The sequence below is a fragment of the Mycolicibacterium sp. SMGY-1XX genome, assembly GCF_059132455.1.
The window spans coordinates 2,473,771-2,493,623 of sequence record NZ_CP101139.1 but is presented as its reverse complement, the minus strand read 5'-3'; the positions used below and the strand labels follow the sequence as shown (position 1 = coordinate 2,493,623).

Below are 19,853 nucleotides of genomic sequence, written 5' to 3'. Positions count from 1 at the left end.
CGGATCCCGGGGCCGCGCTTGCGGCGATGCGGCCCGGGGCCGCCACCATCGACCAGATCGAGTCGGTGACGCTGTCGTCGGTGGTACTGCCGCTGAAGAATCCCATCAGTGACGCCAAGGTGCTCACCGGCAGGCAGAAGCCGATGACCGAGGTGGTCTTCCTGTTCGCCGAGATCCGCAGTGCGCAGGGGCATCAGGGGATCGGCTTCAGTTATTCGAAGCGCGCCGGCGGGCCGGCGCAGTTCACCCATGCCCGCGAGATCGCGCCGGTCCTGCTCGGTGAGGACCCCAGCGATATCGCCAAATTGTGGACCAAACTGGTCTGGGCCGGGGCATCGGTGGGCCGCAGCGGCGTGGCCACCCAGGCCATCGCCGCCTTCGACATCGCCCTGTGGGACCTCAAAGCCAAACGCGCCGGCCTTCCCATGGCCAAACTGCTGGGTGCGCACAATGATTCGGTACGCACGTACAACACCTCCGGCGGGTTCCTGCACACGCCCATCGAGCAGGTGCTCGAGAATGCCTCGGCCGCCCTGGCCTCCGGTATCGGCGGCATCAAGATCAAGGTAGGACAACCGGATTGGCGGGCCGATATCGCGCGTCTGGAAGCGGTGCGTCAGCATCTCGGTGATGACGTTCCGCTGATGGTGGACGCCAACCAGCAGTGGGATCGCCCCACAGCGATGCGGTTGGGGCGCATTCTCGAGCAGTTCGACCTGGTGTGGATCGAAGAGCCGCTGGACGCCTACGACGCCGAGGGCCACGCCCAGCTGGCGCAGCGTCTCGACACCTCGATCGCCACCGGCGAGATGCTGGCCAGCGTCGGCGAGCACCAGCGGCTCATCGATGCCGGGGCGGTGGACATCATCCAGCCGGACGCCCCACGTATCGGCGGCATCAGCCAGTTCCTCACCCTCGCGACGGTGGCCCAGCTCAAGAACCTCCAGCTGGCACCGCACTTCGCGATGGAGATCCATCTCCATCTCGCGGCGACCTACCCGCACGGCACCTGGGTCGAGCACTTCGACTGGCTGGATCCCCTCTTCAACGAACACCTCGAGATCCGCGACGGACGTATGCATCTGTCGGACCGTCCCGGGTTGGGCTTCACCATGAGCGAGCAGGCGCGCGCCTGGACGGTGGACACCGTGACCGTCAGGGGTTGAGAACGCCTGCGTCGGTGGGTATCCACCCGAACATGAGCGGAGACGAATCGCTACTGGACACGCTGCTCGGCCTGGAACGCGCCGGCTGGGACTCGCTGTGTGAGGCATCCGGGGCGCAGTTCTACGGCGCGCTGATGCTGCCCCAGGCGCTCATGGTGCTGGCCAACGGCATGGTGATGGACCGCGACACCGTGGTTTCGGCGCTCGCACAATCGCCGCCGTGGCGTACCTATGAGATCCGGGACGAACGCCTGCTGAGCGCCGATTCCGACAACGCGGTGGTGGTCTACACCGGGGTGGGCTACCGCGACGGTGAGGAGCCCGCATTCACCGGCGCGATGGCCAGCACCTATCACCGCACCGGCGACGGCTGGAAGTTGCTGCTGTACCAGCAGACCGAGATTCGCCGCTGAACGCCGCCGGTTCGAGTCGCCTGACCCCGCCGTGTGGTGACCGGACCCGGGCCTGCTTATCCTGAGTCGGCGATGAGCGAGATCCTGATCACCGTCTTCGGGCCGCTGACGGTCCGCGTGGCGGGTGAGATCGTCGAACTCAGAGGCCCGCAACCACGCGCCGTGCTGGCGCGGCTGACCGTGGCCGCCGGCGAAGTGGTGTCCACCGACCGGATCATCCACGACATCTGGACCTCCGAACCGCCACCCAAGGCGCTCGGCGGTCTGCAGGTGCACATCTCGAACCTGCGGCGGGTCCTCGAACCCGCGCGGGCCCGGCGCACTCCGGCCCAGGTGCTGGTGAGCTCCCCGCCGGGCTATGCACTGCGACTGCCCGTGGATGCGGTGGATTCGTGGCGGTTCGAGGCGCTGCTGCGCGACGCCGGCGCCGCCGCTGAACCCGAACAGCGCGCCGGGTTGCTGCGCGCCGCCCTGGACTGCTGGACCGGTGCGGTGCTCCCCGAGTTCGCCGATGCCGACTGGGCCGCAACCGAAGCGGTGCGACTGGGCGGCCTGCGGGCCATCGCCGTCGAGCAGTACGCGGCGATCGGTCTGGAACTCGGCTGGGATTCGACGCTGATTCCCGAATTGGAGCGTCATCTCGCCGCCGACCCGCTGCGGGAAGAGGCGGTGCGGCTGCTGGCGCTCGCGCTGTACCGGGCAGGCCGGCAGAGCGACGCGCTGGCGCAGCTGCGGACGGCGCGCGACCGGCTGGCCGACGAACTCGGTATCGATCCCGGGCCCGCGCTGCGGGAGTTGGAAGCCAAGATCCTCGATCAGTCCGATGACCTGCTGGGTTCGCCCCGGGCGGTCCCGGCCCCGCGGGCCGCCACACCCACCCACGTCGACCCGCCGGAGCCACTGACCCGGTACCGCGCCACCTTGGTCGGCCGCTCCGCCGAACTCACGCGGATCGACGCCGCAGCGACGATGGTGACCGCGAAAGGCCTGCGGACCGTATGGGTGGGCGCCGACTCCGGCGCGGGCAAGACCACCCTGGCGGAGGTGGCGGCTCACCGGCTCGGCGCGCGCGGGTGGGCGGTCGCGCGGGGCCGTTGTCCGGAGGTCGACGGCGCTCCCCCGGCCTGGGCCTGGTCCGAAGTGGTTCAGTCCCTTGGCGATCCGGCACCGGAGTTCGGTTCGGCGTTCGAACTGGCGGCGGCGGTGGCGCGGCGGCTGCGCCACGTCACCGATGACAGTCCGCTGTTGGTGGTTCTCGACGACCTGCACCGAGCGGACGGCGCGACGCTGCAGCTGTTGCGTGGGTTCGCCCACGACCTCGCCGACCGCGCCATCCTGATCCTCGCCGCGCACCGCAGCGCCGAGGCCGGACCAGACCTGACCGCCACCTGGGCGGCACTGGCGTCCGTCACCGCGGAGCGGTTGGAGCTCGGCGGGCTCAGCCGGGAAGGCATCGTGGCGCTCGTGCGCGAACACGCACCCGACGGCGGCTTCGCCCGCGATGCCACGGTGATCGACCAGCTCATCGAACGAACGGGCGGAAACCCGTTGTTCGTCACCGAATTCGCCCGGCTTCTCGCCGCCGAAGGACCCGCCGCGGCGTCGGCGAGTGTCCCGACTGGTGTGCGGGATGTGTTGCGCCGCCGCCTGAACCGGCTTCCCGGGACGGCCCGCACAGTGCTGCAGCAGGCCGCGGTACTGGGCCGCGAACTCGACGTCGATCTGCTGTTGCGGGTCGCTCGGCGCGACGAGGACGAAGTGCTCGACGGTCTGGAGGCCGCCGTGCTGGCGGGCCTGCTCGGCGAGCCCGGGCCCGGGCGGGTGCGGTTCACTCACGCACTGGTGCGCGACACCCTCTACGAGGACACCCCGGCGTTGCGCCGGGCCCGCTGGCATGCGGCCGTGCTGAGTGAACTGCGCGGCGCGCCGGCGCCGGACGTGGCGGCGCTGGCCCACCACGGCCTGGCCGCGGCCACCCCGGCCACCGCCGCCGACGCGGCCGAATTGGCCTCTGCCGCAGCTGGACAGGCGATCACCCTGAACTCTCCGGCCGAGGCCGTGCACCTGGCACAGGAAGCGCTGCGGATGACCGAGCTGGCTCAGAACGGCGTGCCCGTCGCCGCTCAGGTCCGGATGCTGGTCCAGCTCACTCGCGCAGCGGCGCAGGCGGGCGCGGCGACAAAGGCGCGTCCGGCCAGGGCGCGCGCCGTCCAGCTGGCCGGAGACAACCAGGCGCTCCTGCTGGAGGCACTGACCGCCTACCGGGCGCCGATCTCGTGGACCGTCAACGGTTTCGGCGCCGAGGACACCGCCATCGAACAGCCACTGCGCCGCGCCCTCGCCGAACACCCCGATGCCGACCCGGTGACGCGGGTCTGGTTGTTGGTCGCACTGATCTTCGAAACCGAGAACGACGCCGCCGCTTACGGTATGGATGAGGTGATCCGGTGGTCACAGGAAGCGCTGGCCACCGCCCGCCGGGCCGGTGATCCCAGCGCGCTGTGCGCCGCGCTCAACGCCCGCGCCTATCTGGCTCTGGGGCCCGATCTGGCCGATGAGCGGGAAAGCCTGGTGGCGGAACTGCTTTCGGTGGCGCGCGCCCATGACCTGCTCGGGTATCAGGCGCTGGCACACTGGTTCCTGTTCCTGTGTGCGTCGGCCCGCACCGACCTGCCAGAGGCCATCCGGCAAGCCGACCTCGCGGTCGAGCGCTCCACCAGCGGACAGCTCGCGGCCCTGGTCCAGGTGGTGGAGATCTACCACGCGGTGCTCTGCGTGCTGACCGGCCGGCTGGACGAGGCCGAGCGCGAGTACCGGCGCCTGGCCGCACAGATGGCCGACACCGGAATGTCGAGCGCGGCCGAAGCGGCACTGGTCTTCGAGCTTGTGCTCGGTTTCGCCCGCGGCGACATGTCCGGGCTGGTGGATGTGATGGTGGGCCTCCACGAGGTGTACCCGGACGCCATGAACGAAGCGCTGGTGCTGTGCCTGCTCGACGCCGGGCGGGGGCAGGAGGCCCACCAACGCTGGGGTCAGCGAGCGCCGTTGCGCCGCAACTACTATTGGCTGGCCCGGATGGCGTTGTTCGCCCACGCGGCGGTGCGGGTGGGTGACCTCGAGGCCTGTGCGCACGCCTACGCCGAGCTGGTTCCCTGGGCGGGGCGGGTGGCCGGAATCGACTCCGGTTCGGTGGCTTTCGGCACGGTGGACGATGCGCTGGCGCTGCTGGCCGACGCGCTCGGGCGCCCCGGCGATGCCGTCGGGCACCGCGCCGATTCCGAGGTGGTGCGCACACGCATCGCCGCCGACCTCGCGCTCAGCCCCAGATGGCCTTCTCCATCCGTCGATACCGCGGCCGGACCAGGGCCAGGATGACATTGATCATGGGACCGGCCTGCGCCTTGAGTGTGTCGAGCTCGGCCGGCGTCACCGCAGCGGCGATGCGGGGCAATTCGAACGACATCCGTGCGCACCTGCGGATCCGGGCCTCGACATCGTTCCAGTCCGCCACCGTCAGGTAACGCCGGATCACCGGGAACGTGTCGCGTTCCTCCTCGGCGATGTGCTCGTGCAACATGATGCGCATTTCCGTCAGCCGGGTCGCCACGACGGCCGCGGTGCGCTGCGTGGGCTCGGCGGCGAACAGACCGACGGCGACGCCGAGCCCGTCGAGTTTCGGATCGAGTGCTTCGTGATCCTCGGTCAGCGGAGCGAGGTCGATATGTGATCCGGCCCGCTTCTCGATGACCGGCCACAGGATGTCGTCCTCGGCACGGTGGTGATGGTGAATGGACTCGCCCATCAGCTCGAGGTATCGGACCAGCGCGCGTACCCGGCGGCGGCTGATCGGCACGCCACCGTCGGCCATCGCCATCGTGATGCCGGTGGTGCGGTCCAGGTCGCGCAGCATCACCCGGTGGGCGATCGCCATGCCCAGGATGTCGGGCACATCGGCGGTGGGCACGTTGGCAGAGTCGGTGGTCATGGGGACACTCCTGGTCGACAGCGGATTCGGTCACTGCACTGTCGGCCCGGGTACTTGCCGCGGACTTGCCGGCGACTTGTCGGCCGGACCTATCATCGGGCGCGTGGGCATTCCCGAGGTGGACCCGACGGCCGGATCGTCGTTGCTGCGCGTCGGCGCCAAAGTGACCGGCACCAAACCCGGCCGGTGGCTCGCGCGCCGGGTGGCTCCGCGCATCGACCCGACGCTGCTGCGGCTGTCCCGCGGACGGTTGTCCTCAGCGCTGGTCACTCCGGAGCTTCTGCTGTTCCACAAGGGCTCCAAGACCGGGCGGTCCCGCACCACCCCGTTGACGTATTTCACCGACGGCGGCCGCGCGGTGGTGATCGCGTCGAACTACGGCGGCTCCCGCCACCCGGCCTGGTACTACAACGTCCTGGCCAATCCGCAGGTCCGCATCTCCGCGGGCGGCTACACCGGCTCGTTCGTGGGCGAAGAGGTCACCGGCGCCGAACGCGACCGCCTGTGGGATCTGGTCGTCGGGTTCATCCCGTCGTACGCCGACTACGAGCGCCTCGCCGGAAACCGCCGCATTCCGATCCTCGTGTTCACCGAGGTGCCCCGACCTCCCAACCAACCGGTAGGCTGACTCACCGACAACCGTCATTGTCGGATGAGGAGAACACTGTGCCGGCTGAGCTTCACACGGGTCGGGTTGCGCTGTTGGAGGCCGTCGGCACACCGCTGGTGTTCGCGGATGTGGAGTTCGGGCCGTTGCTGGGTGATGAGATCCTGATCCGGGTGGCCGGAGTGGGCATCTGCCACACCGACCTCACCGCGATACACGGCGCGCTTCCCCTGCCGCTGCCGGTGGTGCTCGGCCATGAGGCATCCGGTGTCGTGGCTGCGGCCGGTCCCGCCGTGACCGCCCTTGTCCCGGGTGATCACGTGGTGGTCAGCTTCGACTCCTGCCGCGACTGCCGATCGTGCACGTCCGGCCGGCCCGCCTACTGCCACCGGTTCGCGGCCCTGAACTATCGCGGTGTGCGCAGGGACGGGTCCACCACCATAACGCGCGCCGGGGCGCCGGTGCACGGAAACTGGTTCGGCCAGTCCTCTTTCGGCACGCACGCCGTCGCCACCGCCCGCAACGCCGTCAAGGTGGACCCGACCCTGCCGCTGTCGCTGCTCGGACCGTTGGCGTACAGTCTGCAGACCGGAGCCGGAGCGGTGCTCAACGTGCTGTCACCGAAGCCCGGTGACAGTATTGCGGTATTCGGTTTGGGCGCAGTGGGTTTGAGTGCCGTCATGGCAGCCCGAGCAGCACAGTGCAGCACCGTCATCGCCATCGACGTGAACCCCGAACGGTTGGAGGTGGCGGCCGAGCTCGGCGCCACCCATCTGATCAACCCGTCCGGCATCGGCGACGTGGTGGCCGCGGTGCTGGCCGCCAGCCCGCGGGGCGTGGACCACAGCGTCGACGCCGTAGGGCTGAGTTCGGTGGTGCAGCAAGCAGTTGCGGTACTTCGCTCGCCTGGAACCTGCGCCACTCTCGGGCTGCAGGGGCCCTTGAACGACACGGTGATCAACCAGGGTCATCTGCTGATGGGCCGCACCCTCACCGGGGTGATCGAGGGCGACGCCGACCCGCACACCTTCATCCCCGAGCTGGTGCGGCTGTGGCAGGACGGCCGGTTTCCGTTCGACCGCCTGGTGCGCAGCTATCCGTTCGAGGCCATCAACGACGCGCTGGCGGCAGCAGCCGACGGCTCGGTGCTCAAACCGGTGGTCACGTTCGCCGACTAGGGATTTGGGCGCGCTCGTAACCGCTGAGCGGTTACTTGCGCGCCCAAATCCCTACTTGGGGCCGATGATCAACGGGGTCGTGATGCCGTCGGTGGCCAGATCGCCGGGGAAGCACGGCGAGATACCGCTGATGGTCGGCGGCTGCCCCGGCGGGCTCGACGATTCGATCTGCAGACGGTACCCGTCGGGGCCGTAGCCGAACTGGTTGGGCCGGGGGAAATCGTCGCGCTCGAAAACATGCCATCCCCAGCTGCGCCAGATCTCGCCCACCTCGCCGATCACGGTGGCACCGTCGGCTCCGGCGGGCAGCACGAGCTGCCGGACATCGGTGAACATCATCTCCGGCGCGTCGGGACCGGTGGGATTGTCGTCGCACGAACGGTTTCCGCTACCCACCCGGTAACGAGTCCCGTCCAGCGTGGTTCCCGCGGGCAGTCCTTCGACCGTCCTGGAGAGATAACCGATCACGGTGTCCTGCGCCTGTTGTTGGCTGGCCGGCACCACGGGTTCGAGCGCCCAGCCGGGTGGCGGTGCGGGTGTGGACGTCATCGGCGGTCCTCCGATCTCGGTTGCGCCTGTCGGGGTGGGCGCCCCCAACACACCGTCATCACCGCCGCAGGCCGTTGTCGCGAGCAGCAACGCTGCGACGAGCGCGGCGGTACCCAACGACGGTCGTGGTTCGCTTCTCATCGCGTTCGATCATCCCCCGGGCGTCAGTCGGTGTGGCGGCGGTTGTCCGGCGATGATCGCACCCATGTTCAGCAGGGCCGGGTTGCCCTGGTCCCAGTAGCTGCTGTGCGCCTCCACCGAAGGCAGGTCCAGAATGGGCGGGCCCAGGTTCGGCCCCGGAGCCGCCTCGAGCCGGATGGCGCCGAAACCCTCGGTCGTCGGGCTGGGCCCCAAGCTGAAACCGGTCGCGATGTTGATCGGGTCGAACCTGGCCCGCATCGAGTAGACCTCGCCGCCGGCATCGAGATCCAGATCGCCCGCATGGTCGACGAGCATGCCGGGACTACCGACGGCGATGACGTTGTCGACCGGGAGTTCGTTACCGCCGGAAGCCGCGGCGCCGACCAGCGTCGACCCGTAGCTGTGCCCGACGACGGTGTTGACCGACCGGGTGCCCTCATGGGAGGCACGCATACCGTCCTGGAATGCGGCCAGACCGGCACCACCGTCGGTGGCGAAGCCCGGGTAGGCAGCCTGCCCCAGGTTCATCGGCCGGTCATAACCCATCCACGTCGTGACGGAGACGTCCTCGGGCATCAGGTTGGCGTCCGCGCGCAGAGCCGCCTGGTACATGGCTTCGGCGTCCTCGGTGCTGTACTGCAGCCGGGCCAGATCCTGCCCCGTCCCGGGAACGAAAGTCGCATTGCGCGAAGCGGTGTCGGGATTTCCGACCGACACCGCGGCGTGGCCTTCGCCGTCCAGAAGCCCCAGGTACCGGTGCACTCCGTCACCGGCCTGGAGTTCGGACCGGACGGAGCGGTATCCGTCGAGTTGGTCAGTGGCCTTGTCCCACTGCTGTTTCCACTCCCGGTAGGCGGCCGGATTCGGATTGGCCGTCGTCGGCCGTCCGTTGACCCACTCCGGGTGCGCCGCGGCCAACCGGTCCACCTCGGTCTGCGCGGCGCGCGTCAGGTCCTCCAGGTGCAGGCGGTTGTAGCGGTCCTTGTCCACAAACGGCATTCCGGGTTGATTGCCGATGTCGTGGTTGTGTTCGTAGAGCCAGTCCTTCTGTTCGGTGGTGAGTTTGTCCCAGAATTCGTTGAACTGCTCCGGGTCCTCCGGCAGCACACCACTGTTGAGCGCCGCCTGCACGTCGGGGTCATTCGAGTGCGGTCCCGCTGGGATCGGTGCACTTCCTCCGGCCATGTCGATGGCATTGGCCAACGTCGCGTCCACCAGATTCGCGTCGGCGATCAGCTTGTCCACCCGGGGCTGCAACTGCTGCTGCTTGAGAAGCAGTTCCATCGGGTTGCCCGAGAATCCGGGGCCTGCAACCACCCGGCCCGACGCCGGATCGATCTCCATGTCCAGGGCCTCGGCGTCGGCCTTCAGGGCCGCCAGTTCGGCCTTGATGCCCTCGATGTCGTCGGCGGCGCTGCGCGCGGCATTGGCGACGGCCAGCGCTTCCCGGCCGTGTGCGTCGAGGTCGGCGCGGGTCTTGCCGATCGCTTCCCGGGCGGACTGGGCCGCTTCGCCTCCCCAGGTGGTGAACGCCGGTAGCGTCGCCAGCCCGTCCGCGGCGTCCAGGGCCGCCTGCGCACGACTGCTCGCGGCGTGGAACACCTCGCGGACATCGCCGGCGTCCCATCGCTCGATATCGGCGACGGTCAAGGCCACGGGAGCGCTGCGCTAGAGCCGAGAGGCAACCGAGTCGGTGGCGGCAACGCCGGACGCCATCGGATTCTCGATGTCCACCCTCAATGCCACAGCGACCCCCTCAGCGCACTGTTGTTCGGAAATAATCAGCAGCAAACAGAGTAAGCCCGCCGGTGACCGCCAGTGTGCATCACGTTGGTTCGTTCGCTGGGCGGGTACTCGCCCAGGCATGGCTGACACATCGTGGAATGTCCAGATCGGCGAAGTGGACGATCCCGGCGACACGGGCATTCCCCCGGTGCCGAGGACTGTTTACGAGGGTGGCGAGGACGGCGCCAAAGCCGCGTACGAGGAATGGACCGCGAAAGCCACCGAGGGCGATTACCGCTACGTCCTGCTGCGGCACATCGGCGATGTCGTCGAGTGCTGGGGAACCCCGCCGGCCGTCGGTTGACCTTGCGGGTCTTTGCACTAGCGTCAATAATGTGACGCAGGCCACCCCCGTCAACCCGTTTGACCACCCCGTTGCTTCGGCTACCCTGCCGTACGGGGAGTGATCTTGAGTCGCTACCGGAACGGTTCATTGCTGTAACGACAGTTCCAGACGGGGGTCTGACGAATGTCAAATTTGCTGCATAGGCGTTGGCGCCTACTGAGACACAAGGTCAAGTACCGAATTCGCGATTTGCGGACCTTCACCCATCCGGGGGTCAAGCTGGCGATCGTCGCCATCCTCATCATTGCGGCGCTCGGGGCGGTCATCTACGCGCTGCGTTCCGATCCGGCGAACCAACCGCCGCCGGGCGAACCACAGTCCAGTTCCGTGCCGGGATATTCCGCGCCGCCGCTCGGGCATCTCGCAGTCCGCTGAGACACCTTCGACAACGACAAAGCCCGCCCTGACCGGAGTCAGAGCGGGCTTGTCTGTTGGGTGGAGCTAAGGGGACTCGAACCCCTGACCCCCACACTGCCAGTGTGGTGCGCTACCAGCTGCGCCATAGCCCCTTGTGGTGCGCTACGAAGTTACACCACCGGATGAACACCAACCAAAATGGCTGGTCAGGGCAGCTCTCCGCAGCCTTCCGGCCCCAGCGGGCGGGTGGGCGTGTGCACGGGTTCCGGCTTGGGCCGGGTCTCCGGGGCGAACACCCAGCCGACGGCGGCCAGCAGCAGGATGGCACCGCTGATCGCGAACGCCCATCCGAAGGACAGGTACTGGGCGATCAGGCCGACCAGCAGCGAGCCGCCGATGGACCCGACATCGGCCATCATCTGGAAGGCGGCCACCGCGGTGCCGCCGCGAGCCTTGCTGCCGATGATGTCGGCGACCGCGGCTTGCTGCGGCGAGCTGAAAATGCCCGTCGCGAAACCGGCGACGAACGCCGACACCAGAAACAGCGTCAGTCCGTCGGTGGACCCCACCACGGCCGTCGAGACGCCGGCGACCGTCAGGCCGAGGATCAACAGCACGCGCCGGCCCATCCGGTCGGACAGCCGCCCGCTGGGCACCACCGCACAGACGTTGCCGATGGCGAACGTCGCCAGTGCCAGTCCGGCGACACCGGCACCGCGGTCGAGCACCTCGGTGACGAACAGCGGCACCAGCGCGACACGCAGTCCCCACGCCGACCACCCCGTCGCGAAGTTCGACAACAGCGCCGCCCGGTAAGCCCCGTTGCGGAACGCTTGGCGCACCGTCACCTTCTCGGTGACCTCGGTGGCCGGCGCTGCCAGCGACGAGTGCCGCAGGCTGATGAACACCACCGCCGCCGCGATCAGCAGCGCTGCGCCGTAGATCAGGAACGGCGCCGACAGGCCGAACCCGGCGGTGAGGCTGCCCAGCACCGGCCCGCCGACCGATCCGACCAGGAACGCCGAGGAGAACATGCCCGCCACCCGCCCGCGCGCGTCGTCCGGGCTGATCCGGATCATCAGCCCCAGTGCGGAGATGAAGAACATCGTCGACCCGATACCGCCCAGGGCGCGGAACAGCAGCAGCTGCCAGTACGTCGCCGCAAAGGCGCACGCCCCGGTGGACAGGGCGACGATCACCAGGCCACTGACGTAGATACGCCGCTCCCCCAGCCGCTGCACCAACGACCCCGCGGCCGGGGCGAACGCCAGCCGCATCAGCGCGAACGCGGTGATGACGAACGTCGCCGCGCTGATGCTCACCCCGAAGTTGCGCGCGTACTCCGGAATGACCGGTGCCACCACGCCATAACCCAACGCGATCACCGCGTTGGAGAAGATCAGGATCCAGACTTCGCTGGGTAACTTCGGCTTTCGATCGGTGTCCGCCGAACAGTCACCCTCCGAGACAGCACTCACGAGATGACTGTATTGACCACCTCGCGGGCGGCCTCCTGCACCTGCGCCAAATGCTCCGGCCCCTTGAACGACTCGGCGTAGATCTTGTAGACGTCCTCGGTGCCCGACGGCCGGGCGGCGAACCACGCGTTCTCGGTGGTCACCTTCAGACCACCGATGGCCGCGCCGTTGCCCGGTGCGGTGGTCAGCTTGGCGGTGATCGCCTCGCCGGCCAACTCGGTGGCAGCGACCTGCTCGGGCGAGAGCTTGCCCAGCTTCGCTTTCTGCTCACGGTTGGCGGGGGCGTCGATGCGGGCGTAGGTGGGTGCGCCGTACTTCTCGGCGAGCTCGGCGTAACGCTGCGACGGGGTCTTACCGGTGACGGCCAGGATCTCCGAGGCCAGCAACGCCAGGATGATGCCGTCCTTGTCGGTGGTCCACACCGAGCCGTCGGTGCGCAGGAACGACGCCCCGGCGGATTCTTCACCACCGAATCCGATGGTGCCGCCGATCAATCCGTCGACGAACCACTTGAAGCCGACGGGCACCTCCACGAGTTTGCGGCCGATACCGGCGACCACCCGGTCGATGATCGAGCTGCTGACCGCGGTCTTGCCGACGGCCACGTCGCCGGGCCAGTCGGGCCGGTGGGTGTAGAGGTACTCGATCGCGACAGCCAGGTAGTGGTTGGGGTTCATCAGGCCGCCGTCGGGGGTGACGATGCCGTGCCGGTCGGAGTCGGCGTCGTTGCCGGTGGCGATCTGGTAAGCCGTCTTGTCTTCGTCGAACTTACGGATCAGCGACGCCATGGCGTTCGGGGAGCTGCAGTCCATCCGGATCTTGCCGTCGGTGTCCAACGTCATGAATCGCCACGTGGCGTCCACCAACGGGTTGACGACGGTGAGTTCCAGCTTGTGACGCTCGGCAATGGCACCCCAGTAGTCGACGCTGGCGCCACCGAGGGGGTCGGCGCCGATGCGGATCCCTTCGGCGCGGATGGCGTGGATGTCCACCACGTTCGGCAGATCACTGACGTAGGCGTCCAGGTAGTCGTGGCGCTGATGGGTCCGCAAGGCGCGCGTCAGCGGCACGCGCTTCACGTCTTTGAGACCTTCGCGCAGAATATCGTTGGCGCGCTTGGCGATCCAGCCGGTGGCATCGGTGTCGGCGGGGCCGCCGTTGGGCGGGTTGTACTTGAAGCCGCCATCGCGCGGCGGATTGTGTGACGGGGTCACCACGATGCCGTCGGCCAGGTCCGATGTGCGCCCGCGGTTGTAGTTCAGGATCGCGTGGCTGACCGCCGGGGTGGGTGTGTAGCGGTCGGCGGAGTCGATCATCGCCACCACGTCGTTGGCGGCCAGCACCTCCAGTGCCGAGACCCAGGCCGGCTCCGACAGGCCGTGGGTGTCGCGGCCGATGAACAGCGGACCCGTGGTGCCCTGGCCCGCGCGGTACTCCACGATGGCCTGCGTCGTCGCCAGGATGTGCGCCTCGTTGAACGCACCGTCGAGCGCCGAACCTCGATGGCCTGACGTCCCGAACACCACCTGCTGGGCGATGTCCTCGGGATCCGGGTCGACCGTGTAATAGGCGGTGACGAGATGCGGGAGGTCGATCAGGTCTTCTGATTGCGCCGGTTGACCGGCGCGAGGGTTGGCAGCCACCCCTCAATTCTGCCCACCCAGGCCACTGGTCGCGCAATGGGTAAACCGTTGGACATCGGCTACACACTGAAGTCATGTCCGCTACGCGAATCGACGGCTACAAGCTGCTCAGCTTCGCCTCCCAGATCGACGACAACACGATCGAACAGGCCAAGCAAACGGCCGCTATGCCGTTTGTCCATCCTCACGTCGCCCTGATGCCGGATGCCCACAGCGGCAAGGGATCCGCAGTGGGCACCGTCATCCCCACCGTCGATGCCGTGATACCCGCAGCTGTCGGCGTCGACATCGGCTGCGGCATGATCGCCGCGCGGACGGTCTACTCCGAGGCCGACCTCGCCGGCCGCCGGCTCAGCGAGCTCCGGGTGAAGATCGAATCCGCCATCCCGCTCTCCCCCGGCAACTACAACGCCAAGACCGATCGGTACCCGTTCACCCGAGCACGCCTGGACGCGCTCACCACCGCGGCCCGGGACGGGCAGGTCGACCTGTCGCACTCGCCCAAGTGGCGTGAGCAGCTCGGTTCGCTCGGCGGCGGCAATCACTTCATCGAGCTGTGCCTCGATGAACAGCAGCGGGTGTGGATGTTCCTGCACTCGGGGTCGCGCGGTGTGGGCAACAAGATCGCCTCACGGCACATCAGGATCGCCCAGGAACTCTGCAAGGGCCAGCCGCTGCCGAACCGGGATCTTGCCTACCTGACGGCCGGCACCACCGCGTTCGACAACTACCTGCGCGAGCTGCGGTGGGCGCAGCAGTTCGCCTACGAGAACCGGGCCGAGATGATGGACCGGTTCCGCTGGGCACTGGCGGCGTGGATGGGCGACGACGAGTCCGGTATCGAAACCGAGCGGGTGAACGCGCACCACAACTATTCGGTGCAGGAACGCCACGGCGGCCGCGACGTGTGGCTGACGCGCAAGGGCGCCATCGACGCGCACGTCGGCGTGCGCGCGGTGATTCCCGGGTCGATGGGGACGAAGTCCTACATCGTGCGGGGAAAGGGCAACGCCGAGGGTCTGTGTTCGGCTCCCCACGGCGCAGGACGGCGGTTCTCACGCACCGAGGCCCGCCGACGGTTCACCGCCGCCGATCTCGCCGACCGGATGAAGGGCATCGAGTACCGACACGGCGAGGCGTGGGTGGACGAGATTCCCGACGCCTACAAGGACGTCGACGTCGTGATGGCGGACGCGGTTGACCTGGTGGAGGTGGAACACGTCCTGCGACAGGTCCTCAACGTCAAGGGCACCTAGGCCCGGGGCCGAGGCTGGCGAGGCACGAGCCAGGCGAAGGAGACCGGGCCCGACTGCCTGAGTCAGACTGTCTGCTGTGTTCGGACATGACAACCGCGAGCTCGCCGCGGTGTTCGTCGGCGGCGCGCTGGGGACTGTGGCCCGCGCGGTGCTGGCCACCGTCGCCGCGCCGCATCCGGACCAGTGGCCGTGGGCGACGTTCCTGGTCAACATCGTCGGCGCGTTCCTGCTCGGCTACTTCACCACCCGGCTGCTGGAACGGCTGCCGTTGTCCAGTTACCGCAGGCCACTGCTGGGCACCGGATTGTGCGGCGGGTTGACGACGTTCTCGACCATGCAGGTGGAGACGCTGCGGATGATCGAGCACCGGGAGTACGGCCTGGCAGCCGGGTACGTGGCGGCCAGCGTTGTCGCCGGCTTGGCAGCGGTGTACCTGGCGACCGCACTGGTGCGACGGGCCCGGGTTCGGCCATGAGCGTGTGGGTGTGGGCTGGCGTGATGGTGCTCGGCGGCCTCGGCTCCGTCGCACGGTTCATGCTCGATCGCGCGGTCTCCCGCCGGGTCGGGCGCCCTTTCCCCTACGGCACACTCGCGGTCAACATCAGCGGCGCGCTGGTGCTGGGGTTCCTGGGCGGGCTGGTGCTCAGCCACGAGGCGGCGCTGCTGGCGGGTACCGCGTTCGTCGGCGCCTACACGACGTTCTCCACCTGGATGCTGGAAACGCATCGCCTGGCCGAGGAGCGCCAGATCTGGCCTGCGGTGAGCAATGTCGTGGTCAGTATCGCGCTCGGCATTCCTGCGGCGCTGCTGGGTCAATGGCTGGCGGGGTTCGTGTGAGTCGAGCGAGCGGCACCAGCGCAGCGAGCGAGGCGACGCTGATTCTGACGGCGTACTTCGCCGAGCGGGAACGCGTTGCCGGCCGGTTCCTGGCCGAGGCGCTGCTCGATCTGTTCGAGCGACGCGGGGTGGCCACCAGCGTGATGCTGCGCGGTATCGCGAGCTTCGGTCCCACCAACATCGTCCGAAGCGACCGGTCGCTGAGCATGTCGGAGGACCCGCCGGTCACCATCACCGCCGTCGACACCGCCGATCGCCTCACCGCGGTGGCCGAGGAGGTGGCGACCATGACCGGCCGTGGGTTGATCACGCTGGAACGCGCGTCCCTGGACACCGTGCCGGGCGACCCGGTGCGGCTGTCGCTCTTTCTGGGCCGCCGGCAGACACCGGGGCACCTGGCCGTGACGGCGGTCCTGCACCGGCTCGGTTTCGCCGCGGCCGAGGTCTTCCTCGGGGTCGACGGTACCGTCGCCGGGCAGCGGCGGCGGGCCCGCTTCGTCAGCCGGAATGCCGATGTGCCACTGGTGGTTTCCGGCGTGGGCACCGCCGCGCAGGCCGGCCAGGCGATCACGGAGCTGCGTGCGATGCTGCCCGACGCTCTCCTCGCCGCGGAACGGATCCGGATCTGCAAGGACGACGGCAGGATCCTGGCCGGGTGCGCCGAGCCGGGCGGGGCCGGGTACCAGAAGCTGACGGTGCGCACTGCCGAAGACACTCGGCACGACGGGCAACCGGTGCACCGGGCGCTGATCCGGCGGCTGAAGGAATCCGGGGTGTCCAGTGGCGCGACGGCGTTGCGCGGGGTCTGGGGGTATCGCGACGGGCAACGCCCGCACGGTGACCGGTTCCTGCAGCTGGTGCGGCATGTGCCGGTGAGCACCGTGCTGATCGACACGGCGGACACCATCGCGGCCGTCTACCCGATTGTCGACGAGCTGACCGCGGACTCCGGGCTGGTCACCGTCGAGGCGGTGCCCGCGGTGCTTGCTCTGGATGGTGAGCACAGTCGCGGCAGCCTGGAGATCGGCTGACCTCAGCGCCCTCGGCGGGAGGTAAGCGTAGCCTTGCTTTACCTTGCGGTGTAACGTCCCACCGCATGGAGACGTCAACCCCGGAAGCGGTCAGTGCCGCCCTCGAGGAGATCCTGCGCGACGATTTGAACGTCGACACCAACCGGGTGACCCGCGACTCGCGCCTCATCGACGACGTGGGTCTGGATTCGGTGGCGTTCGCCGTCGGGATGGTTGCCATCGAGGACAAGCTCGGCGTGGCACTCTCGGAGGAGGATCTGCTCTCCTGCGACACCGTGGGTGACCTGGAGGCCGCGATCCTGGCGAAGGTGCCGGCCGGCCAGTGAGTGTCCTCGCGACCGCACTGTCGCGGGCCATGACGGGGTCCACCGCCGATCTGGTGATACTGGACCGCCAAAGCGGGGACTGGATCCGTCACCCGTGGCAGGAAGTACATGCCCGCGCCGAGAACATTGCCGAGCGCATACTCGAGGGCCCGGATGGTGCTGTCGGACTGGTCGGTGAACCGACCGTCGAATTCGTCTCCGGCATCCAGGGCGCCTGGCTGGCGGGTCGGAGTTTGTCCATCCTGCCCGGCCCGATCCGCGGCGCTGACGAGCAGCAGTGGGCCCATTCGACGACCGAGCGCTTCGCCGGTATCGGCGTGCGTCAGGTGTTCAGCCACGGCACCCATCTGGAGTTGTTGCGCGCCAACGATTCCGGACTGACTGTGCACGACGTCGGCGCCGTGGGCCACCCCCGGCGTTCCACCACGCTGACTGCGCAGCCGACACCGATCGGGGTGCCGGCGGTCTTGCAGGGCACCGCGGGGTCCACCGGCACTCCGCGTACCGCCATGCTCTCGCCGGAAGCGGTGATGAACAACGTCAGCGGAGTGCTCGCGCACACCAGGACCGACCCCCGCAACGACGTCGGCTGCACCTGGCTGCCGCTGTATCACGACATGGGCCTGACGTTTCTGCTGACGGGCTTTTTCACCGGCGGCGAGATGTGGCTCGCGCCCACCTCGGCGTTCTCCGCATCGCCGTTCCGCTGGCTCACCTGGCTCTCGGACAGCCGCGCAAGCCTCACCGCCGCACCCAATTTCGCATATTCGGTACTCGGCAAGTACGCCCGCCGCATCCCCGATGTCGACCTGAGCCGACTGCGCTTCGCCCTCAACGGTGGTGAGCCGATCGACTGCGAGGGATTCCAGCTGTTCCTCACCGAGTTGGCCCGCTTCGGACTCGATCCGCATGCCGCGGCACCGTCCTACGGACTGGCCGAGTCCACCTGCGCGGTCACCTCCCCGAGGCCGGGCACCGGCCTGCTGTTCGACGAGATCTTGTATCCCACAACTGATTCCGTCCGCAGGCATGCGGTCTTGGGCGAGCCCATCCCCGGCATGGAACTGCGGGTCACCCCGACCGAACAATCCGAACGTTTCGGAGTCGGCGACCGCGGCATCGGTGAGGTCGAGATCCGCGGCACGTCGATGATGTCCGGCTATCTGGGTCAGGTACCCCTTGCTGAAGGTGAGTGGTTCCGCACTGGGGATCTCGGTTACCTCACCGATTCCGGCCTGGTGGTGTGCGGCCGGGTCAAGGAACTCATCACGGTGGCGGGCCGCAACATCTTCCCCAGCGAGGTCGAGAGCGTCGCCGCACAGGTACGCGGTGTCCGCGAAGGCGCGGTCGCGGCGGTGGCCGCCGACGGCGACTCCGCCAGGCCCGGGCTGATCATCGTCGCGGAGTTCCGTGGACCCGACGAGTCCGGCGCCAGAAGCGATCTCGTGCAGCGGGTGGCCTCGCAGTGCGGCGTGGTACCCGCCGACGTGGTGTTCCTGGCGCCCGGGTCCCTGCCGCGGACGTCATCGGGAAAGCTGCGGCGCCTGGAGATCAAGCAGAACCTGGAGGCAGTACGCGTATGACCGTGGCCGTCAACGCCGGCGATATCAACGCCTTCCGCGCACTCCTCGATGAGGTGTTCGACGACAAGATCGTCACGTGGACTGCGGAAGCCGAGGCATCCGAGCGCTTCCCGCGCAAACTGATCGAACACCTGGGCACCAGCGGGGTGTTCCGCAGCAAGTGGGGCCCCGCGGGTGAACAGCATCCCGATGTGGCGAAACTGAACGAACTGGCCTTCAAGCTGGGCCATCTCGGTTCCGCCGGTATCGGTGTCGGGGTCAGCCTGCACGACTCGGCGATCGCACTGTTGCGCCGCTTCGGCAGGTCCGACCACCTCAAGTCCATCTGCGAACAGGCCATCGACGGTGAGGCGGTGCTGTGCATCGCGGCCTCCGAGGAATCGGGCGGCTCCGACCTGCAGATCGTCGAGACCGAGGTCCGTTCGGCGCGTGACGGTTACGAGATCCGCGGTGTCAAGAAGTTCGTCTCACTGTCCCCCATCGCCGACCACATCATGGTGGTCGCCCGCAGCGTCGATCACGACGCGACGAGCAGGCACGGCAACGTGTTGGTGATCGCGGTGCCCACCACGCAGGTGGAGGTCCAGGAACCGTGGCGCAAGGTGGGTGCCGGCCCGCTGGACACGGCGGCGGTGCATATCGACACCTGGGTGCCCGCCGACCATCTGGTCGCGCGGGCGGGAACCGGGCTGGCGGCCATCTCGTGGGGGCTGGCGCATGAACGCATGTCCGTGGCGGGACAGGTCGCCTCGTCGTGCCAACGGGTTCTCGGTGTGACCCATGCCCGCATGGTGCAACGCCGCCAGTTCGGCGCCACCCTGTTCGAGCACCAGGCCCTGCGGCTGCGGATGGCAGATCTGCAGGCCCGGGTGGACCTGTTGCGCCACGGGCTCAATGGCATTGCGGCACAAGGGCGGTTGGATCTTCGGGCCGCGGCCGCGGTGAAGGTGACGGCGGCCCGGCTCGGTGAGGAAGTGCTCTCGGAGTGCATGCACATCTTCGGCGGCTCGGGGTATCTGGTCGACGAGACCCCGCTGGGCCGGTGGTGGCGCGACATGAAGCTGGCGCGCGTAGGCGGCGGCACCGATGAGGTGTTGTGGGAGCTGGTGGCCGCGGCCATGAAACCGGACTTCGACGGCTACCACGAAATGATCGGCGGCGCAGCCCCGTAA

19 protein-coding genes and 1 tRNA gene are annotated in these 19,853 nt (G+C 68.4%); 14 read left to right on the top strand and 6 right to left on the bottom strand.

Annotation, left to right across the window (positions count from 1 at the left end; genetic code table 11):
* The first annotated feature begins 26 nt into the window (after window positions 1-26).
* The 3 genes from NL241_RS12240 (at window position 27) to NL241_RS12230 (ending at window position 4,954) form a co-directional block, all read left to right on the top strand.
* Window positions 27-1,166 carry an L-talarate/galactarate dehydratase gene (locus NL241_RS12240; RefSeq protein WP_494398293.1) on the top strand — a complete coding sequence of 380 codons (1,140 nt, stop codon included), beginning with the start codon at window positions 27-29 and terminating at the stop codon, window positions 1,164-1,166.
* Window positions 1,167-1,198: 32 nt separating this feature from the next.
* A complete protein-coding gene (locus NL241_RS12235) occupies window positions 1,199-1,579 on the top strand; it encodes a nuclear transport factor 2 family protein (RefSeq protein ID WP_487688601.1) in 381 nt (126 codons plus the stop codon).
* A 72-nt stretch (window positions 1,580-1,651) separates the two neighbouring features.
* Window positions 1,652-4,954, top strand: coding sequence for an ATP-binding protein (locus NL241_RS12230; protein ID WP_494397674.1), 3,303 nt, complete (start codon window positions 1,652-1,654; stop codon window positions 4,952-4,954).
* On the opposite strand, the gene NL241_RS12225 is transcribed toward NL241_RS12230, so the two are convergent.
* Window positions 4,896-5,564 (bottom strand): hemerythrin domain-containing protein, encoded by a 669-nt coding sequence (locus NL241_RS12225; protein ID WP_487688596.1) that lies wholly within the window; start codon window positions 5,562-5,564, stop codon window positions 4,896-4,898. The genes NL241_RS12230 and NL241_RS12225 overlap by 59 nt on opposite strands.
* A 103-nt stretch (window positions 5,565-5,667) precedes the next feature.
* On the opposite strand from NL241_RS12225, the gene NL241_RS12220 reads away from it, so the two are divergent.
* Both NL241_RS12220 and NL241_RS12215 read left to right on the top strand, forming a co-directional pair.
* Entirely contained in the window at window positions 5,668-6,192 is a 525-nt protein-coding gene (locus NL241_RS12220) for a nitroreductase family deazaflavin-dependent oxidoreductase (protein WP_487688594.1), read from the top strand.
* Window positions 6,193-6,230: 38 nt separating this feature from the next.
* Window positions 6,231-7,349 (top strand): NAD(P)-dependent alcohol dehydrogenase, encoded by a 1,119-nt coding sequence (locus NL241_RS12215; protein ID WP_494397673.1) that lies wholly within the window; start codon window positions 6,231-6,233, stop codon window positions 7,347-7,349.
* 51 nt (window positions 7,350-7,400) lie between these two features.
* Here the strand turns inward: NL241_RS12215 and NL241_RS12210 are convergent, their stop codons facing one another.
* Window positions 7,401-8,039, bottom strand: coding sequence for a hypothetical protein (locus NL241_RS12210; protein WP_494397672.1), 639 nt, complete (start codon window positions 8,037-8,039; stop codon window positions 7,401-7,403).
* Window positions 8,040-8,048: 9 nt separating this feature from the next.
* Window positions 8,049-9,695 (bottom strand): alpha/beta hydrolase, encoded by a 1,647-nt coding sequence (locus tag NL241_RS12205; RefSeq protein WP_494397671.1) that lies wholly within the window; start codon window positions 9,693-9,695, stop codon window positions 8,049-8,051.
* 208 nt (window positions 9,696-9,903) lie between these two features.
* Between NL241_RS12205 and NL241_RS12200 the strand changes: the two genes are divergently transcribed.
* Window positions 9,904-10,128: a hypothetical protein gene (locus NL241_RS12200; protein WP_487688583.1), complete on the top strand. Its 225-nt coding sequence runs from the start codon at window positions 9,904-9,906 to the stop codon at window positions 10,126-10,128.
* 231 nt (window positions 10,129-10,359) lie between these two features.
* Window positions 10,360-10,545: a hypothetical protein gene (locus tag NL241_RS12195; protein WP_494397670.1), complete on the top strand. Its 186-nt coding sequence runs from the start codon at window positions 10,360-10,362 to the stop codon at window positions 10,543-10,545.
* A gap of 61 nt (window positions 10,546-10,606) precedes the next feature.
* Here the strand turns inward: NL241_RS12195 and NL241_RS12190 are convergent.
* The 3 genes from NL241_RS12190 to pgm form a co-directional block, all read right to left on the bottom strand.
* Window positions 10,607-10,679 (bottom strand) — tRNA-Ala (locus NL241_RS12190).
* A gap of 54 nt (window positions 10,680-10,733) precedes the next feature.
* Complete coding sequence (locus NL241_RS12185; protein ID WP_494397669.1) at window positions 10,734-12,005, bottom strand: MFS transporter; 1,272 nt, start codon at window positions 12,003-12,005, stop codon at window positions 10,734-10,736.
* Window positions 12,002-13,648, bottom strand: a complete 1,647-nt coding sequence (gene pgm, locus NL241_RS12180) for a phosphoglucomutase (alpha-D-glucose-1,6-bisphosphate-dependent) (RefSeq protein WP_487688564.1) — start codon at window positions 13,646-13,648, stop codon at window positions 12,002-12,004. Before pgm ends, NL241_RS12185 begins: the two co-directional genes overlap by 4 nt.
* 74 nt (window positions 13,649-13,722) lie before the next feature.
* On the opposite strand from pgm, the gene NL241_RS12175 reads away from it, so the two are divergent.
* The 7 genes from NL241_RS12175 (at window position 13,723) to mbtN (ending at window position 19,853) form a co-directional block, all read left to right on the top strand.
* On the top strand, window positions 13,723-14,904 hold the full coding sequence (locus tag NL241_RS12175) for an RtcB family protein (RefSeq protein ID WP_494397668.1): 1,182 nt from the start codon (window positions 13,723-13,725) through the stop codon (window positions 14,902-14,904).
* 76 nt (window positions 14,905-14,980) lie between these two features.
* Window positions 14,981-15,379 carry a fluoride efflux transporter CrcB gene (gene crcB / locus NL241_RS12170; RefSeq protein ID WP_494397667.1) on the top strand — a complete coding sequence of 133 codons (399 nt, stop codon included), beginning with the start codon at window positions 14,981-14,983 and terminating at the stop codon, window positions 15,377-15,379.
* Window positions 15,376-15,741: a fluoride efflux transporter CrcB gene (gene crcB / locus NL241_RS12165; RefSeq protein WP_487688557.1), complete on the top strand. Its 366-nt coding sequence runs from the start codon at window positions 15,376-15,378 to the stop codon at window positions 15,739-15,741. The genes crcB (NL241_RS12170) and crcB (NL241_RS12165) overlap by 4 nt, the downstream gene beginning before the upstream one ends.
* The gene (locus NL241_RS12160; protein ID WP_494397666.1) at window positions 15,738-16,772 is read left to right on the top strand and encodes a putative PII-like signaling protein; all 1,035 of its coding nucleotides are present in this window, start codon (window positions 15,738-15,740) and stop codon (window positions 16,770-16,772) included. The genes crcB (NL241_RS12165) and NL241_RS12160 overlap by 4 nt, the downstream gene beginning before the upstream one ends.
* Window positions 16,769-17,098, top strand: a complete 330-nt coding sequence (locus tag NL241_RS12155; RefSeq protein ID WP_494398292.1) for an acyl carrier protein — start codon at window positions 16,769-16,771, stop codon at window positions 17,096-17,098. The genes NL241_RS12160 and NL241_RS12155 overlap by 4 nt, the downstream gene beginning before the upstream one ends.
* Complete coding sequence (gene mbtM, locus NL241_RS12150; RefSeq protein ID WP_494397665.1) at window positions 17,095-18,681, top strand: long-chain-fatty acid--ACP ligase MbtM; 1,587 nt, start codon at window positions 17,095-17,097, stop codon at window positions 18,679-18,681. The genes NL241_RS12155 and mbtM overlap by 4 nt, the downstream gene beginning before the upstream one ends.
* The gene (gene mbtN, locus NL241_RS12145) at window positions 18,678-19,853 is read left to right on the top strand and encodes a mycobactin biosynthesis acyl-ACP dehydrogenase MbtN (protein ID WP_487688550.1); all 1,176 of its coding nucleotides are present in this window, start codon (window positions 18,678-18,680) and stop codon (window positions 19,851-19,853) included. Before mbtM ends, mbtN begins: the two co-directional genes overlap by 4 nt.